Genomic DNA, 20796 nt, shown 5'->3' with positions numbered 1-20796 from the left:
TAAGAAAAGGCTCTTGTTCTACTAACGAACAAGAGCTTTTTCTCTTTGGGGGCTTTATGAGATTGGACGATATGCTCTCTTTGAGGGATTGTTACTATTCTCAGGACTTCCCAGAGAATAGAGTCTTTCACCTAAAGAGGGTTTTCCATGCTTCTACAGTATCGCTGCCAATTTCGGTCTCAAAGGTTTTACCATTTTGTAAGATAACTCGAATGGTCATATTCCCTGACGGTGCATTTGCCAACGCATTGGCTAGTTCGGGTTCAACAATTCCATCTTCATAACGATAGACCTTCCCACGTATTGCAAATAGAATTTCTCTAGGACTTAAATCTTCAGAAAGTTGCCGATAGACTGGCTCTCGATCTTGGTATTCGCGATCGATGTATTTTCCCTCATGATGGCTGTAAACTCTACGGGTTCGCCAGACAGGTTTATATCCGTCTACTACTTTCCAATAGCGAGTGTAGGTAGCGCGGATTCCCTGCTTTGACCAAACGGAGACAAAAGCAAAGTCATCTGTATAGTTCTTATCATATACAATTCTGCCGTCAAATGGATTGTCAATAACTCTTGACCAAGACACATCAGCATGTTGATCGACAGAAGCAGGTTGTACTGCCCAAACCTGAGCGGCATTTGTTAAAATCAAGCTTAGACTAAATCCTAGACCAATTAACGTTTGCTTTTTCATCTCTAAATCCACCTTACTTGTTGATGCGCAACACTTACAAATTTCATTCCAAAATCTAGCGATAATCAATTGTGAGGCTTGGATTTTGATACTTCGAGAACTTTAGTAGATCGCCTGGCTTGAAGAGAAATTGCTGATACCAATTTCTCTTCAATTTGCAATAGATCGTTTTTGGGGTTCCGCTCTCTACATGGTCTTTTCAAAAAGATGCGTTGCATCATTTCTTGAAAATGGGATGAGTGAAATCGAAGCACATTCTCAAATACAATTCCTTTGGGATTGCTATTGTGTTGCTAGTATTCTATCTATTCCTTGTATGAGGACTTTGCGATCGCTATCACGTCAGTACCGTGATCTTTCCTAATCAATAGCAAAGAATAGAAAAGTTTTGTAAGGCTATTGACCCAACAGTACATTGAGAAGTTCCCAAGTCACATCTATTCTTTTTTATTCTCTGGAAAACTATCGAAGTCTCTGCACGGTGAGCGAATAGTTACCTCGCCCAGAACGGTCGAAAGCATTTGCGACCACGCGATAAGTACCTGTAAACGGTAGCTCTAAGGTAATCGCCGCATTTTTGCGATCGGGTAAGCCGTTATTTTCTTTGAGAACTTGGCGATCGGGAGAGAAGATCACCAGGTAAGGATGGAAGTCTTGACTACTCAGCGTAATTTTAACAATTTGTCCGGCCGTTCCAGCGAAACTAAAGGTGTCAAACAGGCTCCCATCTCGCGCAAAAACACGACTACCTGCTCCTAAAGTTCCATTGCGTTGCAGAAGAATTGCAGATTGACTATTAGAAGGTGGGTCAGAGAAATCAGTTGCAGTGGGTGTTTGATAGTCGCTGACTCTAGCACTAAGCGTAAAACGTCCTGAATCACCGGGTTCGTAAGAGTTGGCATAGAGGGTGTATCGACCAGTCCTAGGTAGGGTAATCGTGATTCGCGCATTCTTCCCACCGCCACTATCGTCATCTTCGGCAATTTTATTGCCATTGGCATCAAACAAAGCTAGGTATGGATCGATATCCGTGCTGCGCATTTCCAGTACGACACGCTGTCTTGCCTGTCCTTCAAATTGAAATACCTTATACAAGCTGCCATCGGGCAGAGTCTCATCTTGAGCGGTTAAGGTGCTGGCGATCGCTGCCCCATTCAGCAAAAGTGTCGTGGGAGGCTGTTTAACAGGATTGTTATTGGCAATGCGCCCTTGCTGCGCTGCCGCCATAAACTCGCGCACGGTGTCTGCGGTAATCGCAAACCCCAAGCCGATATTGCCTTCATGCTCCCCAGAGGTATAAATGGAGGTATTGACCCCAATCAATTCACCGCGTCCGTTGAGTAAGGGCCCGCCAGAGTTACCAGGGTTGAGTGCTGCATCGGTTTGAATTAAGTTGCGGTCTGTGTCAATGCGACTCACGATCCCTGTAGTCAGGGTTCCTGCAAATCGTCCAAAGGGATCGCCGATCGCAAAGGCTCTTTGTCCGACTTGAATCTGGCTGGAGTAACCAATTTTGATCGTGGGTAGATCGCTGGTGACACCCTGAAGTCTAATCAGCGCTAGGTCAGGATTGCGACTGCTGGCGATTACCTGCCCCTGTAGCTTTTGCTTGTTTGCCAGAGTCACAGTGACGGTATTTGAGCCCTTTACCACATGGGCGCTGGTAAGCACTAAACCTTTGGCGTCGATAATGCTACCGCTACCATTACCACTTGCCGAGCGAATGGACACGACCGCAGGGCTAGCTGCCTTGTAAACGCGAATATTGGTCTCCTCGTCGATATCCTGCGCTTGGATTGGCTTTGGCGCGGCTGTTAAAATTGCCCCCGTTGTCCCGATCGCTCCACCAAACAACATTAGGCTAGTTGCAATAATGCTGACGAAACCTCTTTTCACAAAATTACCCACTAGAAAATACTGCTTTACTTGCTATGTACATTCTAAGATCGGTTTTAAGGATTTGTAAGTTCCTATGCCCGTCAAATTTTTACCAAACATTAACCACGCGATCGATCGCAAGGCAGAAATTCTAGCGATTCAGGTAGAATGCTTAGGTTGAGGTTAATCAATCTTAATGCTTGGGCATCATGTATTTGGCTGCCCGATCGCCTTCCCCAATAGGTATCCTCATGATTTAAGGATATTTTTAGTAAAGAAACTACCTTTATCCAGTAGGTCGGACTTACCCCCTTTAATTCCCCCTTGCACCAGCCGCGAAGCGACTTCCCGCAGGGTAGGGGGAAAACTAGAAATCTTGTTCCCTCCCTTTTGCAAGGGGAGGGCTAGGGTGGGGTAAATTCTAAATGAGAAATCGCCTAAGGGAGGATTGCAAACAAAATAAGATGTTATCTAGTAGTCCTAGAAATTGTGAGGATTGCTTGAATTTGCTTGTATTTTGGTTTTAACTTTCTGTCGTAAAATTTTGCTTGTAGCTCGAAATCATGGGAACTAGTTTGTCGCTCAAAGGTAAAGTCATCGCAGTGACAGGTGCGTCGGGCACGATGGGGCGATCGCTCATTGCAGAATTATCCCAACAGGGGGCGAAGATCGTGGCGTTGACCACTTCTCCTGATGTTAGCTTTGCTGAGGCTGCGGATCGGAATATTGAAGTTGTAATGTGGAAATTGGGGGCGGAAGCTGAATTACGCGATCGCCTGCAAGGAATTGACATTCTCGTTTTAAATCATGGCGTGAATGTACTAGGCGATCGCACGCCTGAGGCAATTCAAAAATCCTTTGAGGTCAATACATTTTCGGTTTGGCGATGGATGGAACTCTTTTTGACCGCAGCAGATAGCTCAAAAAGTGATTCAAAACAGGTTGATGTCAAAGAGGTGTGGGTTAATACTTCCGAAGCAGAAGTCAATCCTGCCTTTAGTCCTCTTTACGAATTGTCGAAACGCGCGATCGGGGAAATTATTACCCTGCGGCGTTTAGATGCTCCCTGTATCATTCGTAAGTTGGTACTGGGCCCTTTTAAAAGCGAACTCAATCCCTATGGGGTGATGTCGCCGAGTTGGGTGGCTTGGGCGATTGTGGCGTTGGCAAAAGTTGGCTGTCGCGACATTATCGTTACGGTCAATCCGCTTACCTATCTCAGTTATCCCTTGGCTGAGTTTTGGCGATCGCTTTATTTCCGTCTATTCTCTAAAGGCAAGTCATGAACTCCAAAGTAAATTCTGAGTTAGATCTCAAACTAGGTTCTGAATTAAGTTCCAGCCAAAATGCTGAAATCCTTAAATTTGTGCGCGAGGCTGGACAAAAGGCGGTGCAACTGAGAACGGAAGGGTTTCAAGTGGATGATAAGGGCATTGACGATCGCGTTACGAATGTCGATCGCATTCTGGATGGCTTGCTTACCCAACAGTTTCAGCAATGGTTCCCTAACGATATTGTGATCAGTGAGGAAAATTCGCTTTCGCAAAAGCAATGGCTGCAAAATGACTACCAGCAAGACCAAGCGAGATTGTGGTTTATTGACCCCATCGATGGCACTGAAGATTTTATCCACGGGCAAGAGAATTATGCTGTGATGATTGGCTTGCTAAAAGCGCATCAGCCAATTATGGGATGGGTTTACGCACCCGTAGGCGATCGCTTTTATTTTGGGGGCAGTGCGATCGATGGATTATTTTCCAATCTGAATGACAATCTGAATATAAGTACCGATGCCAATCGAGAGAATTCTACTTTTAAGCCATTAATTCCTCAGACGCATCTCCCTGATTCCTGTCAGGTTATCCTTAGCTCTAAAGATGAATATGCCTATGGCGCAGCAATTCGCTCGGCAATTCCCCAAGCGGAGTTTTACAGTTTGGGAAGCTTTGGGCTGAAGGTGATGGAAGTGGTTTTAGGTCGCGCCAGTTTATATATCTATCTCAATCGCCGCGTGAAGCTCTGGGATACGGTGGGGCCCTTAGCGATCGCTAAGGCAGCAGGTCTAGTTTGCTGCGATTTGGAAGGTCGGGAAATTGGCTTTGGCATGGATGCGATCGATCCCGATACGCTGATTCACCACCAAGTGATTCTAGTCGGGTGGTCAGATTTTCTCGATCGCTTTAGACCGAAAATCGCAGAGGCTTTATGGGGATTGCTTTAAAGCCTATAAATATTTATTTGGATAAGGAGAGGGAATTGAAGAACTTGTTGTATGACAAAACCTACCACCAAATAGACATCATGTTACCATTTTGTTTGTCTAATACTTGAAATTACTCTATGAGCAATATTTTTCGACTAGGGTATATTGGAACCGAAGAGGATTACTTTACCGCTAGCCTACAATATGTCATCGAAAACTTTCCTAACCTTGGACAGGATATAGTAAATTTTCTGGCTGTTCAAGCAGGTAAATCAACCACTCGATTTTTTAAGGCCATCGATCACCCACGTGGAAATGGTCTCAACTATCTGGATTTTCTATTGAAGTGCGAAGATTATGACATTCTTTGTGAGCATAAATTGGGTAGTTCCTTAGGAGAACTTCAACTAGAAAGATATATTAGGGTAGCAGAGTCCAAACCTAAAAAGACTTACCTTACACTTATCAGTAACGGAAATCATTCTATTAATCAGTCTGTTTTGAATCATGAATTATATCTGCGTCCAGAGAATAGATCTTTTCAACATTTCCGTTGGCAAGATATATATCCACTTGTAGTAAAACAAAAGAAACGTCAGAACCGTCTTATAGAGGAGTTTGCTGAATTTATGGAGTATCTTAAAATGCGCCCTCCTCATCTGGTTGAGGGATGGAAGGATCTATTTGAGAACCCTGTAACTGCTCAGAGGCTTGGAGAGTGCTGGGAAAAGGTAAAAGAATTTTTCAAAACTGAGACTGCTGCAAAATGGCAACCAAGAAGTAAAACTAGGCATGGAATGGTGTGCTGGGAAGTTTCAAAGCCTAATGACTGGCTATACTTACTCTACTTTGATTTTGAATCCAATTTTAAGCAAGGATTAATGTTAGAATATCCTTACATTCAGGCTAATATATTTATTTTAGAGGATCATCCTTATCTTAATTCTTTTCGTTCAATTGAGCATGATATTTTCCTCTGTCAAAATGATAGTATCGGTAATATCGAGGTTATTACAGCCATACCTGAATATGCAGGATGGAAAAGAAAAGGAGATGTTCAGGCTATGTGGGTTGCATCCTACTTTATTTCCCTAAATCAGATTTTGGATCTTGACCTACATGAAGTTGAAAGAAGGCTAAAGGATTTTGCCGTTTCGGTCTATGAACATGCTTTGAAAACTGTAGAAGAATACACCAGTTTGCAAAAGTGAACTAAACAATATTGGTTGTCAAAACTATATGATCGCTTCTAAATCTACAAATGTGAGAGCGCTAATCATTCCTTGTTTATCTAAGGATCGTGGATTTATTAAGGTGCTGTTCTTTAGAAATAATGGGCATTCTAAAATAATGACTCTACACCATTAGAATTGCAGGTAATTTAGTTCACGATCCTAAGCTTGAAATTTCTATCTTTATTTACCAAATTAATTCTATTTAAGGATCGTTACGATAGATTGCACAATACTTTGACGATCTAAATCTCAATGGCGAGTATAGGTTGAGTCATGCGTTATAATCCAAAATAGCCTGCATCCCATAGACAAAATCTATGACTTCCCTCACCATAACTTTACCCGAAGCCGCGAAAGCCTACATCGATCGCCAGATTTCAAACGGTGCTTATAGTAGTGCTGACGAATTTTTGACAGCTTTAATCGAACAAGATCGAGAACGTCAAGCCAAGCAAAAAGTTAATGCCTTGCTGCGATCCACGCTTCAGAAAGATCGAGCGATCTCAGCTACAGATGAATGGTGGAAACAGCAACGTCAATATTTAACCGCGTAACTTCCACTTCCCACAGGAGACTTAACCCCACTTCTTAGGGATTTGTAAAGAAGTAAAACTAAGCGATCGCATTGAGTGAAGAGATTAAAAAGACCTCAAACATACTCTAAACTAAAGGGTGGATTTTTGTTTTTAGCAAAGTTCAGTTTTTACCCATTTTTAGGAGGACTTATCCATGGCACATGCAGAGTTATATAAGGGCGATTCTAGTGAAGAGGTGACTCTTTTACAAACCTTGCTAGGAATCAATGCTGATGGTGTTTTTGGCGACCAAACTGAGGCTGCTGTGATCAAATTTCAGACCGAGCATGGTCTCGATGCTGACGGTATTGTAGGGGCACGCACATGGGAGGCTTTAGAAGCTAAAAAAGCTAGCTCAGTGATTGATACAACGGGTAAATCCTTTGGGCAGATTTTTGGTGGCATCGGTAATCCCGGTGCATCGAGTTAAGCGATAAAGGATTTAAGTTTCCCCCCTTTGTAAGGCTACGGTGTACGCACAAGTAAATTTATTTTCGCTTCAATCGATCTAGATCCCTAAATCCCCCAGAATTAGGGGATTTAGGGATCTTGTCCCCCCAGAATTGGGGGCTAGGGGGCGATAAACCTTTGATTTAATGGGGTAAAAGTTCGTACAGATTCCTGTAATAAAGCACCTGTGTGTGTGGTCTATCATGATTGAGTACTTCCTTTTAAAATACTCAAAGCTACAGCTTCTGCCACTTTAATCCCATCAATACCTGCCGAGAGAATGCCACCTGCATAACCCGCACCTTCGCCAGCGGGATAGAGACCTTCTGTATTCAGGCTCTGATAGTTCTCATTGCGTTTGATTCTAATCGGAGAGGAAGTGCGTGTTTCTACACCAGTCAGCATGGCATCTTCCATCGCAAATCCCTTGATCTGTTTCTCAAAAGCAGGAAGCGCCTCGCGAATCGCAGCGATCGCGTAATCTGGCAAGCTCTGACTTAAATCTGTCAAATGTACCCCCGGCGTATAGGAAGGATGCACTGCACCCAGGGATTTAGAAGAACGATTAGTAAGAAAGTCGCCTACGAGTTGTCCGGGCGCATCGTAGTTTCCGCCGCCCAACTCAAATGCCTGTTCTTCTAAGCGGCGTTGAAATGCGATTCCCGCTAGAGGATGACCGGGATAATCGTCGGGGGTAATGCCCACCACGATCGCACTATTGGCATTGCGCTCGTTACGAGAATATTGGCTCATGCCATTGGTGACCACTTTTCCTACTTCGGATGTTGCTGCCACGACCAACCCACCCGGGCACATGCAGAAACTGTAGACAGAGCGACCATTTTGACAGTGATGTACCAGTTTGTAATCCGCAGCACCCAAGCGGCGATGACCAGCCCGATCGCCAAATCTGGCGCGATCGATCAGAGTTTGTGGATGTTCTACCCGAAAGCCAATGGAAAAGGGTTTTGCCTCAATATAAACGCCGCGATCGAACAGCATCTGGAAGGTGTCACGGGCGCTATGACCCACGGCTAGAACGATATGCTTGCTGGCAATATATTCTCCATTTGCGAGGGTGACTCCCTGTACTTTCCCATTCTCGATATCGATATCCTCCACGCGACTTTGAAAGCGAATTTCACCACCAAGAGCTTCGATTTGAGCGCGGAAACTTTGCACGATTCCCACAAGTTTCAGCGTTCCAATATGGGGTTTGTTGACATAGAGAATTTCGGAGGATGCACCCGCATTGACAAATTCGGTGAGAACCTTGCGCCCATAATGTTGCGGATCTTTGACTTGGCTGTAGAGTTTGCCATCTGAGAAAGTACCAGCGCCACCTTCACCAAATTGAGCGTTCGATTCGGGGTTAAATTCGGTTCTTTTTTTCCAAAAATTAAACGTGTCTGCCGTGCGATCGCGTACTGCCTTCCCGCGTTCCAAAATAATCGGACGAAACCCCATTTGTGCCAATAGCAAACCAGCAAACATTCCCGCAGGCCCCATGCCGATGATAATTGGACGACTTGCTGACTTTAAATCACTGGGAGCTTTTGCCACATAGCGATAGCTCATGTCTGGTGTGGGCATGACATGGGGATCTTTTTTGAAGCGATCGAGGAGTTGTTTCTCCTTAGTTGTCTCCACATCGAGAATATAAACCAGTACGATCTCTGTTTTTTTACGAGCATCGTAGCTGCGTTTAAAAATGGAATAGCTGACTAAATCTTCGTGCGTAATTTGCAGCTTTTTAAGGATGGCATGCTCGATTTCCTGTTCGGAATGATCGAGTGAAAGTTTGATTTCAGTGAGTCGTAGCATGGATGGATGATTCCCCCTAATCTAGGAGTATTAAGTCTACCAACAAACTTTTGTTTTTATATTTGCTGGTATTTATGTTGGCTATAATAGCTTCTAAGGTATTTACAAACTAAACCAACTCAATTTTAGGAGCTTTAAGAATGACAACCTCCTTCAAATATGTGGTTCCCGATCTTGAGTATCCGAGCAGTGATGGTTTACCAATGGCAGAAAGTGATGCAGCAAGAGATTATTTAATCTATGGCGTTGAGGCATTGAGTTTATATTTTCAAAAACGCCCTGATGCTTATATTTCGGGTAACTTGTTTATTTATTACGAACAGGGAAATCCAAAGGCAGTCGTCGCCCCAGATGTATTTGTTGTATTTGGCGTTGAAAAGAAAAAGCGCCCATCTTACAAACTATGGGAAGAAAATTACAAAGTCCCCGATTTTGTTTTAGAAATCACCTCAAAAAGCACAGTTAGCGAAGATCAAGGGATAAAAAAAGGACTGTATGCTTATTTGGGAATTAAAGAGTATTTTCAATACGATCCAACCTCTGACTATCTAAAGCCTTCCTTGCAAGGGCTGCGTTTAGTAGAGGGTAATTACTTGCCAATTTCTTCACAAATCAAAGAAGGTGAGTTGTCCATATTCTCTCAAGTATTAGGCTTAGAATTGCGCCGCCAACAGGACGGACAAATGCGCTTTTACGATTTGGTAGCAGATCGTAAATTACAGAGTGCAGAAGAATTGGTGGAAGCAAAAAAACAAGCCGAGCAAGCTAAACTTGAAGCCGAACAAGCTAGATTTGAAGCCGAGCAAGCCAAACTTGAAGCCGAACAAAAGGCTGTAAAACTGGCTGATAAGTTGCGCGAGTTAGGTATCGATCCCGATCGTCTGCCCTGAATTTCGGATGCTAATATAGCATTCTTAGCCTAGTGAGGTACAGTAACAGCAATGTGTGAACTATCCTAAAATATCCACCAAAGAAACTTGAGTAAAAACGTCCTGAATCCCCGAATTCTACTTATAGAGAATTCGGGGATTGGAATAGCTCAAACGGCAAGAGCTTGCTTGTGGCGAGTCTGGGAAACTAACCACCGTTGCAATTCTGAAGAGCCATAAACCTCGTCGGCAATAAAATGGTTCCCTTCTGGTAGCACGGTAAAATCTACATGTACTCCCAGTCTTCGTAAAATTGCGACAAACTGTTCGGTATCCTTAACGGGTAGATTTTTATCCTGTCTGCCTTGAAAAATTTGAATGGGAATGTCCTTAAGTTGGGCAAGTTCGCTTTTACTCAAGGTTTGGGGAACGCGACCAGATACTGCAACCACACCTGCAAAGCGATCGGGATAGGAGGTAGCTAGATGCCAAGCTCCTGCCGAGCCTAGGCTAAATCCAGCAACGATCGCACGCGATGGATTGATTGAATGCGATGTGAGCAAATGCTCCAGTAAAGCAATCACATCCGAGGCACGATCTATCCAAGTTTGTTCTTCGAGAATCTGGGGTGCTACAAACACATAGGGTAGTGAATTTAATTCATTCACAAAACGCGGTAGTCCCCATGTCAGTAAAGTATTTAGATCGGTGCCGCGATCGCGACCTCCATGCAGAAAAAGTACTAAGGGTGCAGAAGCACTGACATTGGTAGCTGGCGAGAATAGATAGGGTAATACTCCGTTTGCCGTGTTGTAAGAGCGATGTTCGATAGTCATAGTCTTAATTCCTAAAGGTTGCTGGTGAGTTATTCGTGAGAAGGTGAGCAAGTATGAGTTTTTGATTTATGATACTCGAATATTTTGTTTCCCTAATATTAAAAAACACAAAATATTTGTATCCCTAATTACTTGACTCCAAAAATAGGATAAGCCTATACTACTGTATCTCGATTGATTTACCGTAAATTACTGTCAGCCTTCTATCTATAAGGTTTTCAGTCAGTGACAAAAGGAAATTTACGGCTATCTGAGATCTTGCAAACAATTTGCCAATAGTTATTTTAAAGACAAAAATCTGGAGAACTCACATGAGCAGTCAGTCCATTCAAGTCAAGCCCACATCCACTTTCACAGGTGCAGAAATCGAAGGTGTAGATCTATCAAAACCTCTCTCCGAGCAGGCAGTTAAAGAAATTCGCGAAGCTCTTTTGAAATGGAAGGTCGTATTCTTTCGCAGTCAAAATATCGACCACGCCGCTCAAGTTGCCTTTACCTCTCGGTTTGGTGAAGTCACCTATGCTCATCCCCATGAAGATGAGCCGATCGCGGGTCATCCTGAAATTTTGCCCATCGATCGCAGCCGTTTTGAACGCCGTAATGGGCTTCAGCGCTCTAGCTACGAAAGTCGTTGGCATACCGATGTTACCGCTGCTGTTAACCCTCCCGCAGCATCGATCTTGCGGGCAGTAAATGTCCCCAGCGTGGGTGGTGATACCACTTGGACAAATTTAGTTGCCGCCTATGAAGGACTATCAGCTCCAATCCGCGAATTGGCAGATAAACTTAAGGCAGAGCACCGCTTCAATGCAGGATTATATCTTCCTAGTAACAGCAAATACGCTGAGCGTATCGCTAAGAATCCTATCGTTTCCATCCATCCCGTAGTTCGGGTACATCCTGAAACGGGCGAAAAGGGGTTGTTTGTCAATCCTGGATTCACTTCACATATTATTGATGTCTCTCGCAAAGAAAGTAAGCTCTTGCTAGAATTGTTCTTTAAACAAATCACCAAACCCGCTTACACTACCCGTTTCCGTTGGAATAATGGCGACATTGCCTTCTGGGATAACCGTGCGACTGCCCACTTAGCTCCTCAAGACCTCGATCATGTTGAAGTTGAGCGCGTTCTCTATCGCACCACCATCACAGGTGACATTCCCGTAGGGCCCGATGGCTTCCGTTCTGAGATCGTTGAAGGTGAAGTCTTCAGCAGTAACCTACCCAGCGTTTTGAAGCAGAATGCTGAGAAATTGCAAGCGCAACCAGTACTTGCCTAAAATCTAACAAATGGAATGGTTAGGAGAAGGAGTAATTCATATGAATTGCCCCTTCTTTGGCTATGAATTCCTGCTTGTAATGAGTCCCAAAAAACAACCAAATTTTGCAGCTAGTAAAAATCCTTACTTTGCCCGATCTAAGTGATATCTGAGACAGATAAGCGATCGTGATTATCCTATAATTGTTAGTTAAGCTAATTATTAGTAGGACATAATGGTACTCGCCTCATGAAAAATTGGAATGGGAATCTAGGCGATCAGATAAGTAATGTCATTTACTACTATTTACCCGCCTTTCGTTGGCGTAATTTTCGTCTGTTTTTTGGTGGGCAGTTGCTATCGATGTCTGGGACATTTATGACCCAGCAGTTAACGATTCCTTGGTTGATCTATGACTTGACCCACTCGGCGTGGCTGTTAGGCGTGGCTGGGTTTGTCCAATTTTTACCCACGTTATTTCTCATTCCCTTTTCGGGTGTATTGTCCGATCGCTGGAGTCGTCGGGATTTGTTGATGCTAGTGCAAGTCCTGGGCATCAGCGTTTCCCTCGCTTTAACGATTCTTACCTTTACTGATTGGATTACGTTTCCAAGCCTATTGGTACTGAGCGTTCTCAATGGTTTGCTCAAGGGTTTGGATATGCCCGTGCGGCACACGATTGTCACCGAAACCGTAGACGATCGCGCCGATCGGGGCAATGCGATCGCGTTGAACTCCGTGATGCTAAGTTCCTCTTTGGTCTTGGGCCCAGCCATGGGTGGAATTTTGATTGCTACCCTAGGCGTGAAATATTGTTTTCTCTACGATACCCTCAGCTATATTCCTGCCATTTTTACCCTCCTAGCGATGCGAATTCAAGTTCCCCTCGCGCAGGCGAAGACAAGCCTTAGCGATACTTTGCAAAAATTGCGGGAGGGCTTTGAATATGTCTCCAAATTCCAGCCAATTAGAGCAATTTTATTAATATTGGCTTTGCAGGGCTTGGTTGGGATGTCTCATATCGCGCTCATGCCTGTGTTTGCGGCAAAGATTTTAAATGGAGATGCGACGACGATGGCTCACCTCAGTACCGCTGGGCCGATTGGATCGTTGTTTGCCTGTTTGTATCTGAGTTTCAGGCGAGGAATTGCAGGCTTAGAGCGGTTGATTGTATTCGCTCAAGTGGCGATCGGAATGAGTCTGATCTCCTTCTCACTATCGCGGCAAGTTTGGCTGTCCATTATCATCTTGGTGTTTACGGGCTGTTTTGCCATCCTCCAGATTACGAGTAGCAATATGATTATCCAAACCCTAGTTGCCGAAGACAAGCGCGGAAGGGTCATGAGTTTTTATGCCTTGGCAATGGTGGGGATGATGCCCTTTGGGAACCTGTTAGCTGGAACCTTGGCACATCATTTCGGTGCGACCAATGCCTTGATTGTCTGTGGCAGCATGAGTATCTTCGGTGCGCTGTGGTTTTGGGGACATTCATCGAAAGTGCGCCATTGGATCGCTCAGGAGACTTACGATCTTACGATCGAGTCACAGAAGAGTTAGTAATTAGGGCTTGCTAAGAGCTTTTAACCCTAGTTTTCGGATGCATTCGCAGATGTGAACAAGGTTACAAAAGGTTAAGAACTGCTTCGGCGACGCGATCGATCGCACCATTACCACCGAGGCGATCGCGCATTTTGGCATAGTTATCCAACGTGTGCTGGCGGGCTTGTTCGTTGAGTAATAACTCCAAGCAAGCATCAGCCAATGCCTCTGGTGTCGCTGCTTCTTGCATAAATTCTGGCACGATCGCTTCCATTTGCACGAGATTGGGTGGCGACATAAAGGGGATTTTGGCGCGCAAGATATAGCGGGCAATCCAAGCTGTCACCGCACTCACCCGATAAAGCACCACTTGAGGCACATTCAGTAAGGCTGTCTCTAGATTGACCGTTCCAGATTTAGACAGCACCAAGTCAGCCGCTCGAATTACCGTTTGGGAAGGGGTAGAAACCACCTTGGCATTGAGACTGTACTGTTGTAATAGCTTTTCGACATCTGCCCTGTAGCGTTCTAAGGATAGCGGCAACCAAAATTTTACATGGGGCAATTTTGCTTGAATTTTTTGAGCTGCCTCAAACATAATCGGTGCAACCATCTTGAGTTCCTGCGATCGCGAGGCAGGTAGCAGTGCCACCATCAATTCCTCTTCAGGGATTCCCAGTTGTTGGCGAGCCGCCGCACGGGACGGCACGCGATCCATCAAGTCTAAAAGTGGATGCCCCACCCACTCTACATTTGCGCCCTGATTTTGGTAGTACTTTGCCTCTTGTGGAAAAATCGCCAACACCTTATCAGTAAACGCCGCGATCGCTCGCGTATTCTTGTCGTTGAGCGACCAAACCCACTCTTGGGGCGCAATGTAGTAAATCACGGGCACTTTGAGTTCGTTCTTGGCAAAATATCCCATGCCTTGGTTGGGCATCATGTAATCGATCAAAACCACAAGGTCAGGTGGGTTTTTTCTTAGCTTTTTCTTGGCTTCTGCCTGCACGCGTAAGGTGGGAATCACAAAGGGCAAAGCCTCTATCGCACCAATGGAGCCGATGCCTACCGTATCGCCTAATAACTCTGCCCCCGTTGCCACCATGCGATCGCCCCCCAGTGCAAAAATTTCTAGGTCTATACCCTTTGCAGTGGCGTGTTGCTTGAGTGCCTCAATTAAAATAGCACCGTGCCAATCACCTGACACTTCCCCAGTACTGATAAATATGCGTCGTTTCATTCTTTGTTGCGTTTTACTCTTCTTGTGGCTGAACTCCAAGGGCTCGTAGCTGTCTAGTCTACAACTTAAGGCGCGTAGCAAAATTTTGCGATCGCGTGGGGGACAAGGTTCGTGCTTTCAGAATTGCTGCTGCTAAAAAAGCATAGGAGAAAACGCCCACAACCGCCAGAATTGCGCCTTGCACGAGTTCGTTACCAGCCATCGATGCGGAAGCATTCCAAAATCCATGCATGGTGGCAGAAGTAAGATAGCCGATCGGTAAAATCAGCCACCATTTAGAAGGTTTAAGCGCACTTAAGCCAATAAAGTAGCCAAAGTAGCCACTATAGGCCATATGTCCAGCCACAGAACCGAGAATTCTAGGAATTAAGAGTTGCAAGCCCACGAAGTAGGCTGCCCCCTCTCCGCTACTTTCTCCAACTTTTACGACAATATTCGGCACATATTGTCCGAGGGTTTCAAGCAACGTAAATCCCACAGCAGAGGCTGCACCAACCAAGATACCATCCAAAGGTTCGCATACGCCTAACCGTTCGCGCCAACGGGGTGATTTTGCCAGTAACAGCCCTAAAAAGTAGCAGACAAAGACAGGGAGAGATTTCAGCAGTTCCTCTAGCATCCCCGCACCAAAAAAATTGGCGATCAGGTGCGACATAAACCCAGCACTCTCAGGCACATGGAAGACATCGCCTGGCAAGAGTCCGCGAAATACAAATACAAACAGTTTAAACAGAGGGCTGACGATCGCGGCGGCAGTGGCGATCGCGGCAGCCAGCAAAAGCCACCAAGGCTTGCGCTTGCCACAGAGACGATAAACCACAAAAAACGCCGCCCCAGCAAGATAGAAGGCAAGCAACCCTGCAAATGCGACAAAGTTTCCAATCGTCATGAACATGGAAACGACACATAGGACTGTGACGATCGCTGGGATTAAAAAAGCTTTGCTCTTGAGATCCTTGCCTGTCGAGAGAATTGGAATCAACTGAGACATGGATAGAGCATTTGTCGGTGGATTGGCGGGGGAGTTGGGGGTAACCACTGGTTGCACTGCCTGAAGCTCAAACGTAAACTCAATTACCTGTTCGCCCAGCACGATGCGATCGCCGGGCTGCAAGCGCCGACAACCACTCAAGCGATCGCCATTGATAAATGTGCCGTTAGAACTGCCTAAATCGCAAACTTCCCAAGTGCCGACCTCGGCTAGGGGACGCACAGAGGCATGATGCCTTGACACACCACCATAACGAGTGCTTTCCAAAACGATCTGACAATCAGCCTCGCGCCCGATCGTGACTTCATAGTTGGCTGAAAGTTGAAATACCCCAACTTGGAAGCCGCTAGAACTTCCATTGGCTCCAGTTTGTCGGAGAAAACCACTATAAGAAGATAGATTCGCCATGATTTCCTTGCTCTATCTAGCCTTGGCAGTGAGTAACGATTCCGTATTTTCCGTGAAAATCCTATGGGAATGAGATATATCCTGCCACAAACAAAATGCTTAAAGACTATTCGTCTTCCGCAAATTGATAGCGATAGAGATCTTCGGGTTTAGGTTCGGGTGAAGCTTCCGCAAATCTGACGGACTCTTCAACAATGGCTTGAATCTTTTTGTCGATCGCTTTCAATTGTGGCTCAGTAGCTAGACCATGCTCTGTGAGCTTGCTTGCCAAAATTTTGATTGGGTCGCGTCCAAACCACTCATCTTTTTCTTCTTTAGGTCTTAGCTCATCTGGGTCTGCCAAAGAGTGACCGCGAAAACGATAGGTCAAGCACTCCATCAAGGTAGGACCTTCGCCAGCACGGGCGCGACGAATTGCCTCTTGAGCCACCTTACGCACGGCTAAAACATCCATGCCATCGACTTCAAAACCGGGCATTCCAAAGGCAGCGGCTTTTTTGAAGATGGATGTGTCTGAAGTTGCCCGTACATGTTCCATCCCGATCGCCCATCGATTATTCTCAACCACGAAAATCATTGGTAAATTCCACAGGGCAGCCATGTTCATCGTTTCAAAAAACTGACCGTTATTGGCAGCACCGTCACCAAAAAAGCAAGTTGAAACTTGATCGGCACTGGCATCGCCCATCGTTTCTCGGCGATATTTGCTCTGAAAAGCTGCACCCGCAGCTACTGGAATGCCTTCGGCAACAAACGCAAAGCCACCGAGGAAGTTGTGCTCGGCAGAAAACATATGCATCGAGCCGCCGCGCCCTTTACTACAGCCTGTTTCTTTCCCAAAAAGCTCTGCCATCACCTCATTTGCAGTCACCCCTGCACTGAGCGCATGTACGTGATCTCGATAGGTACTGCACACATAATCATCAGGACGTAAGGCTTTAATCACGCCTGTGGCTACTGCTTCTTGTCCGTTATAAAGATGCACAAAGCCAAACATTTTGCCGCGATAGTACATCTCAGCGCACTTGTCCTCAAAGGTACGCCCTAACACCATATCTTCGTAGAGCATTAAGCCTTCATCTGGAGTGATGGCTAGGGGGGTAGCAACTGTGGCAACAGATTCTTGAAGCATTGGCTAGTAACGTCAGAATATTTACATGGGTTTGTTGCTGTTAGTTTACAGCGAAATTATCGACATTGTTAAGTTTATCGATCGCCTTCTCGATTAACCGCCGCCAACGATGGTGACAATTTCTAAGCGATCGCCTGATTGCACAATGGTTTCCTGCCAAAACTGACGGTGCAAGATCTCACCGTTATATTCGATCGCGATCAACCGAGGGTTAAGCCCCAGATGCTCGAGCAGTTGCAGCATGGTTAAATCTGGGGCACAGGTGCGATCGCTGCCATTCACTTGCAGAGTAATCATGGCAAAGCTTTTATCCAAACTGAACTGAGTTGGCTTGCCATTTTTCGGGTGTGTAGGTTTTGAGCTGCATGGCATGAATTACACCACTGTCTAATTGGGGCTTGATCGCATCGTAGACGAGCTTATGTTGCTTCACCATCGTTAGCCCGACAAATTGTCCAGATACCACGGTTGCGGCAAAATGCTGACCATCTTGATTTGGGTCTTGGACATCGACTAAGGCATCGGGCAAAACTTTTAAGATCAAAGACTGAATATCGCTGGTGGACATAGATTGCTGAAAATGGATTACTGAAGGATTGGCATAGACTAGTCTAGCACTGCACTCTATAAGCGATCGCTGAGAATCGTTGATTCAATTGCTTAAGCGATCGCAGCAATATCTTTATGTTTCTGAATTTCCCCCTAAATTATCCATTCGTCTAGATTTTTGGCTAGCTGCGAGCGATCGGCAATGTCAGATGCACGGTGGTTTCCTGCTGATAGACGCTCTCAACCCAAAATTGTCCTCCAGTTAGCTCGGCAATTTTTTTGGAGATGGTTAAGCCAAGACCAGTCCCCTGTTGCTCGTAAGTCTTGCGTTCAAACTGAATAAAGGCATCGATTTTAGCAATTTGCGCTTCGGTCATGCCTCGACCTAAGTCCCGTACAGATAACTTCAGCATATCCCCCTCGATTTGACTGCTAACTGTAATGGATGTCCCTGAAGAGGAGAATTTCAAAGCATTATCGACTAATTCATGCAAAAGAGTGGATAGATATTGCTCTGATAGCGCGATCTCGGCATCCTCAAGCGAAAATACTAGGTCGTTACTACGGTTGCTACTCTGAGCCAGCGATCGCAATGTCGTTTCAATGGCGGTACTGGAGAATTTAGTTCGCATTGGTTTAACAAGATGTTTCTTACTTAGGAAAGCTTCTAACTCAAAATAAACGAGTAATCTCTTTGTTAGTATTTCTATGCGACAGGCAGATTGCTCAACCAAGTCCAGCATTTCAAGGGCTGGAGATATCTTCATATCTTGGAGATAGTCTTTGATTAACTCGATCGGAGCGATGATGCCATAGAGGGGGGTATTTAATTCGTGGGATAGGTTAGAGGCTAAGTTGCCACGCAGCGCACCGAGAGAATTTTTTAAGGTGTCGATCGTATTTTCTTGGATCTGCGATAAGGATTGGATCTTGTCAAACTGCTTTTTGATTCTAAGCATTGACTTAACGCGGGCGCGCAACTCCGCAGGATTGACAGGCTTACTGATGAAGTCATCGGCTCCAGCATCTAAACAGTTGGCAAGGTCTGATTTGGAACTTAATGCCGTCACCATCACGATCGGAACGGCTTGCCATTTTGGCATGGCTTTGATTTTCTGACAGACCTCAATGCCACTGATGATAGGCATCATGACATCCAGTAAAATCAGATCGGGATTGTAGATATCTAGGGATGAGAGTGCTTGTTGACCGCCAGAAGCATAATGTAGCTGATAGTCAAAATTCCCTAATAGGCTTGCGATCGCTGTAAAATTATTGGGTTCGTCGTCAATGACTAAAATGGATGGTGCATTCATGGATGATTTTTTTAGAGCGGTAAAACTTGCTGAATTGTGGTGTTAAGTAGTCTTAACTTAATTGGTTTAGCTAGATATTCATTGGCTCCTGCCGCTATACATCTTTCGCGATCGCCTTCCATCGCTAGAGCCGTTAGGGCAATAATCGGAATTGCTGCGATTTGTGCGTCAGCCCGAATCAAGCGGATCGCCTCTAGACCATCCATCCTCGGCATTTGAACATCCATGAGAATGATATCGGGAGCGTTTGCTTTCGCCATTACTATGGATTCTTCTCCATTTCTGGCGACGATCACACGGTAATCGAGCGCGTTCAGATAGGAACTGAGGGTTTGAATATTTGCTTCATTGTCTTCGGCTAGTAAAATCAACGGCGCGATCGCATTTTCAGGATTTACGACCAGTGGCAGTGAAGAGGTGGCAGTTGGTTCAGGTTCTAGAGCGCCAGAATGAGACAAATCATAGGGTAGAGCAACTGTGAAGCGGCTGCCTTTGCCAACTTCACTCTCAGCCATAACTTGACCGCTATGCAGTTCGACAATCTGCTTGACTAGGGCAAGTCCTAAACCCGTACCTTCGTATTGACGGTTGAGGGCGCTATCTACCTGCACAAAAGACTGAAAGAGCCGTTGCAAATCATGAGGGGCAATACCAATACCAGTATCCACGACCTGAAATACGAGCATTGGCGAATCCATTGCTCTAATTCGTGGTGGAATCGTCGCCTCTCCCTGCCATGTATCACCACTACCGACGGCAACTAAAAGACTTACTTGCCCCCCACTAGGAGTAAATTTGACAGCATTGGTAAGTAGGTTGATCAAGACCTGTTTGAGACGGCGTTCTTCACCATCGATCGCATTGATATTTGGAGGAATGTTGCTGACAACTTGCACCCGCTTTTTAAATGCTTGCTGCTTGATAAAAACAAGACTGGAATCACAGAGAGATTTGATAGAGACAGATTCAATGTCTAGTTCCATCATCCCTGATGTGATTTTCGATAGATCGAGAATGTCATTAATCAGGGATAGCAGATGTTCGCCGCTTGACTCTACGGTAGAGATCGCCCTGATCTGTCTTTCGTTAAGCGTTCCGAAAATTTGCTCTTTCAACGCCTCGGATAGTCCCAAGATCGAATTTAGCGGCGTGCGAAGTTCGTGGCTCATGTTGGCAAGAAACTCATCCTTAAGCCTAGTGGCGCGAAGAAGTTCTTCGTTGGCTTGTAGTAGTTGAGTTTCAGCTTGTTTGCGATCGCTAATATCGGTTAGTGTGCCAATATAACCTGTAAAAATACCATCTTCATCTAGTTCAGGTGCAGCTTGGCAATAGTAATAGCAAATAGTTCCATCTGGTTTGATACATCTTCCTTCAGCTTGGTAATATGCCTGTTGTTCGATCGCTTGAATCCAATGTTGATGGATCTGTTCCCGATCGTCGGGATGAATGGTCTGAAGCCATCCATGGCCAAGAGCCATACTGGATTCTTGCCCTGTGATTTGAGACCAAAACTCATTGACGTAGGTGCATTCGTTATTTTGATTGATTTGAAAAATCGCCACAGGAGCCGCCTTCGCTAGATTCGCAAAACGTTGTTCGCTCTCTCTGAGACTTTCTTCCGCAAGTTTGCGATCGCTAATATTATTAGAGCAACCAATCATGCGAATGGGTTTTCCCAGTGCATCCAAAACGAGCGAAAGACGCAAGCTTACATAAATTATTTCTCCTGATTTGGTCCGATTCCTTAGCCTACATTATTCATGAGAACCCAAAAGAGAATAAAAATCAAGAAAAAAGG

The 20796-nt window shown here is 45.1% G+C and carries 19 protein-coding genes; 8 read left to right on the top strand and 11 right to left on the bottom strand.

The genetic code is table 11. The annotated features are described in order from the left end of the window. Positions 1–127: 127 nt before the first annotated feature. Positions 128–694, bottom strand: coding sequence for a hypothetical protein (locus tag V2H45_RS19145; RefSeq protein ID WP_330485280.1), 567 nt, complete (start codon positions 692–694; stop codon positions 128–130). Between the two features lie 462 nt (positions 695–1156). Then, entirely contained in the window at positions 1157–2590 is a 1434-nt protein-coding gene (locus V2H45_RS19140) for a trypsin-like peptidase domain-containing protein (RefSeq protein ID WP_330485279.1), read from the bottom strand. A gap of 545 nt (positions 2591–3135) precedes the next feature. Between V2H45_RS19140 and V2H45_RS19135 the strand changes: the two genes are divergently transcribed. The 5 genes from V2H45_RS19135 (at position 3136) to V2H45_RS19115 (ending at position 7015) form a co-directional block, all read left to right on the top strand. Then, entirely contained in the window at positions 3136–3858 is a 723-nt protein-coding gene (locus tag V2H45_RS19135) for a bifunctional sterol desaturase/short chain dehydrogenase (RefSeq protein WP_330485278.1), read from the top strand. Further along, positions 3855–4793 carry a 3'(2'),5'-bisphosphate nucleotidase CysQ family protein gene (locus V2H45_RS19130; protein ID WP_330485277.1) on the top strand — a complete coding sequence of 313 codons (939 nt, stop codon included), beginning with the start codon at positions 3855–3857 and terminating at the stop codon, positions 4791–4793. Before V2H45_RS19135 ends, V2H45_RS19130 begins: the two co-directional genes overlap by 4 nt. Positions 4794–4912: 119 nt before the next feature. After that, positions 4913–5986: a hypothetical protein gene (locus tag V2H45_RS19125; RefSeq protein ID WP_330485276.1), complete on the top strand. Its 1074-nt coding sequence runs from the start codon at positions 4913–4915 to the stop codon at positions 5984–5986. 341 nt (positions 5987–6327) lie between these two features. Continuing rightward, positions 6328–6564 (top strand): ribbon-helix-helix domain-containing protein, encoded by a 237-nt coding sequence (locus V2H45_RS19120; RefSeq protein WP_330485275.1) that lies wholly within the window; start codon positions 6328–6330, stop codon positions 6562–6564. A gap of 175 nt (positions 6565–6739) precedes the next feature. Next, positions 6740–7015: a peptidoglycan-binding domain-containing protein gene (locus V2H45_RS19115; RefSeq protein ID WP_330485274.1), complete on the top strand. Its 276-nt coding sequence runs from the start codon at positions 6740–6742 to the stop codon at positions 7013–7015. A 221-nt stretch (positions 7016–7236) separates the two neighbouring features. Here the strand turns inward: V2H45_RS19115 and V2H45_RS19110 are convergent, their stop codons facing one another. Continuing rightward, positions 7237–8859 carry an NAD(P)/FAD-dependent oxidoreductase gene (locus V2H45_RS19110; protein ID WP_330485273.1) on the bottom strand — a complete coding sequence of 541 codons (1623 nt, stop codon included), beginning with the start codon at positions 8857–8859 and terminating at the stop codon, positions 7237–7239. 140 nt (positions 8860–8999) lie between these two features. Between V2H45_RS19110 and V2H45_RS19105 the strand changes: the two genes are divergently transcribed. Then, positions 9000–9749, top strand: a complete 750-nt coding sequence (locus V2H45_RS19105; protein WP_330485272.1) for a Uma2 family endonuclease — start codon at positions 9000–9002, stop codon at positions 9747–9749. A 149-nt stretch (positions 9750–9898) separates the two neighbouring features. Here V2H45_RS19105 and V2H45_RS19100 read toward each other — a convergent pair whose 3' ends face one another. After that, positions 9899–10564, bottom strand: coding sequence for a carboxylesterase family protein (locus V2H45_RS19100; protein WP_330485271.1), 666 nt, complete (start codon positions 10562–10564; stop codon positions 9899–9901). Between the two features lie 311 nt (positions 10565–10875). Here V2H45_RS19100 and V2H45_RS19095 point away from each other — a divergent pair, with 311 nt between their 5' ends. Further along, positions 10876–11844, top strand: a complete 969-nt coding sequence (locus tag V2H45_RS19095; RefSeq protein WP_330485270.1) for a TauD/TfdA dioxygenase family protein — start codon at positions 10876–10878, stop codon at positions 11842–11844. A 228-nt stretch (positions 11845–12072) separates the two neighbouring features. Beyond that, positions 12073–13380, top strand: a complete 1308-nt coding sequence (locus V2H45_RS19090) for an MFS transporter (protein ID WP_330485269.1) — start codon at positions 12073–12075, stop codon at positions 13378–13380. Positions 13381–13444: 64 nt separating this feature from the next. Here the strand turns inward: V2H45_RS19090 and lpxB are convergent, their stop codons facing one another. The 7 genes from lpxB to V2H45_RS19055 form a co-directional block, all read right to left on the bottom strand. After that, positions 13445–14602 (bottom strand): lipid-A-disaccharide synthase, encoded by a 1158-nt coding sequence (gene lpxB, locus V2H45_RS19085; RefSeq protein WP_330485268.1) that lies wholly within the window; start codon positions 14600–14602, stop codon positions 13445–13447. Between the two features lie 58 nt (positions 14603–14660). Then, entirely contained in the window at positions 14661–16001 is a 1341-nt protein-coding gene (locus tag V2H45_RS19080) for a PrsW family glutamic-type intramembrane protease (RefSeq protein ID WP_330485267.1), read from the bottom strand. A 106-nt stretch (positions 16002–16107) separates the two neighbouring features. After that, positions 16108–17133 (bottom strand): pyruvate dehydrogenase (acetyl-transferring) E1 component subunit alpha, encoded by a 1026-nt coding sequence (gene pdhA, locus V2H45_RS19075; protein ID WP_330485266.1) that lies wholly within the window; start codon positions 17131–17133, stop codon positions 16108–16110. Positions 17134–17226: 93 nt separating this feature from the next. Continuing rightward, entirely contained in the window at positions 17227–17430 is a 204-nt protein-coding gene (gene thiS, locus V2H45_RS19070; protein ID WP_330485265.1) for a sulfur carrier protein ThiS, read from the bottom strand. A 10-nt stretch (positions 17431–17440) separates the two neighbouring features. Next, entirely contained in the window at positions 17441–17701 is a 261-nt protein-coding gene (locus V2H45_RS19065; protein ID WP_330485264.1) for a BolA family protein, read from the bottom strand. Between the two features lie 163 nt (positions 17702–17864). Further along, positions 17865–18998 carry a hybrid sensor histidine kinase/response regulator gene (locus tag V2H45_RS19060; RefSeq protein ID WP_330485263.1) on the bottom strand — a complete coding sequence of 378 codons (1134 nt, stop codon included), beginning with the start codon at positions 18996–18998 and terminating at the stop codon, positions 17865–17867. A gap of 11 nt (positions 18999–19009) precedes the next feature. Beyond that, on the bottom strand, positions 19010–20704 hold the full coding sequence (locus V2H45_RS19055; protein WP_330485262.1) for a PAS domain-containing hybrid sensor histidine kinase/response regulator: 1695 nt from the start codon (positions 20702–20704) through the stop codon (positions 19010–19012). Positions 20705–20796: the final 92 nt, after the last annotated feature.

The organism is Tumidithrix elongata BACA0141, from assembly GCF_036349135.1.
In the GTDB taxonomy this organism is placed as follows: domain Bacteria; phylum Cyanobacteriota; class Cyanobacteriia; order Pseudanabaenales; family Pseudanabaenaceae; genus Tumidithrix; species Tumidithrix elongata.
This window is presented reverse-complemented; position numbering and strand designations above follow the sequence as displayed.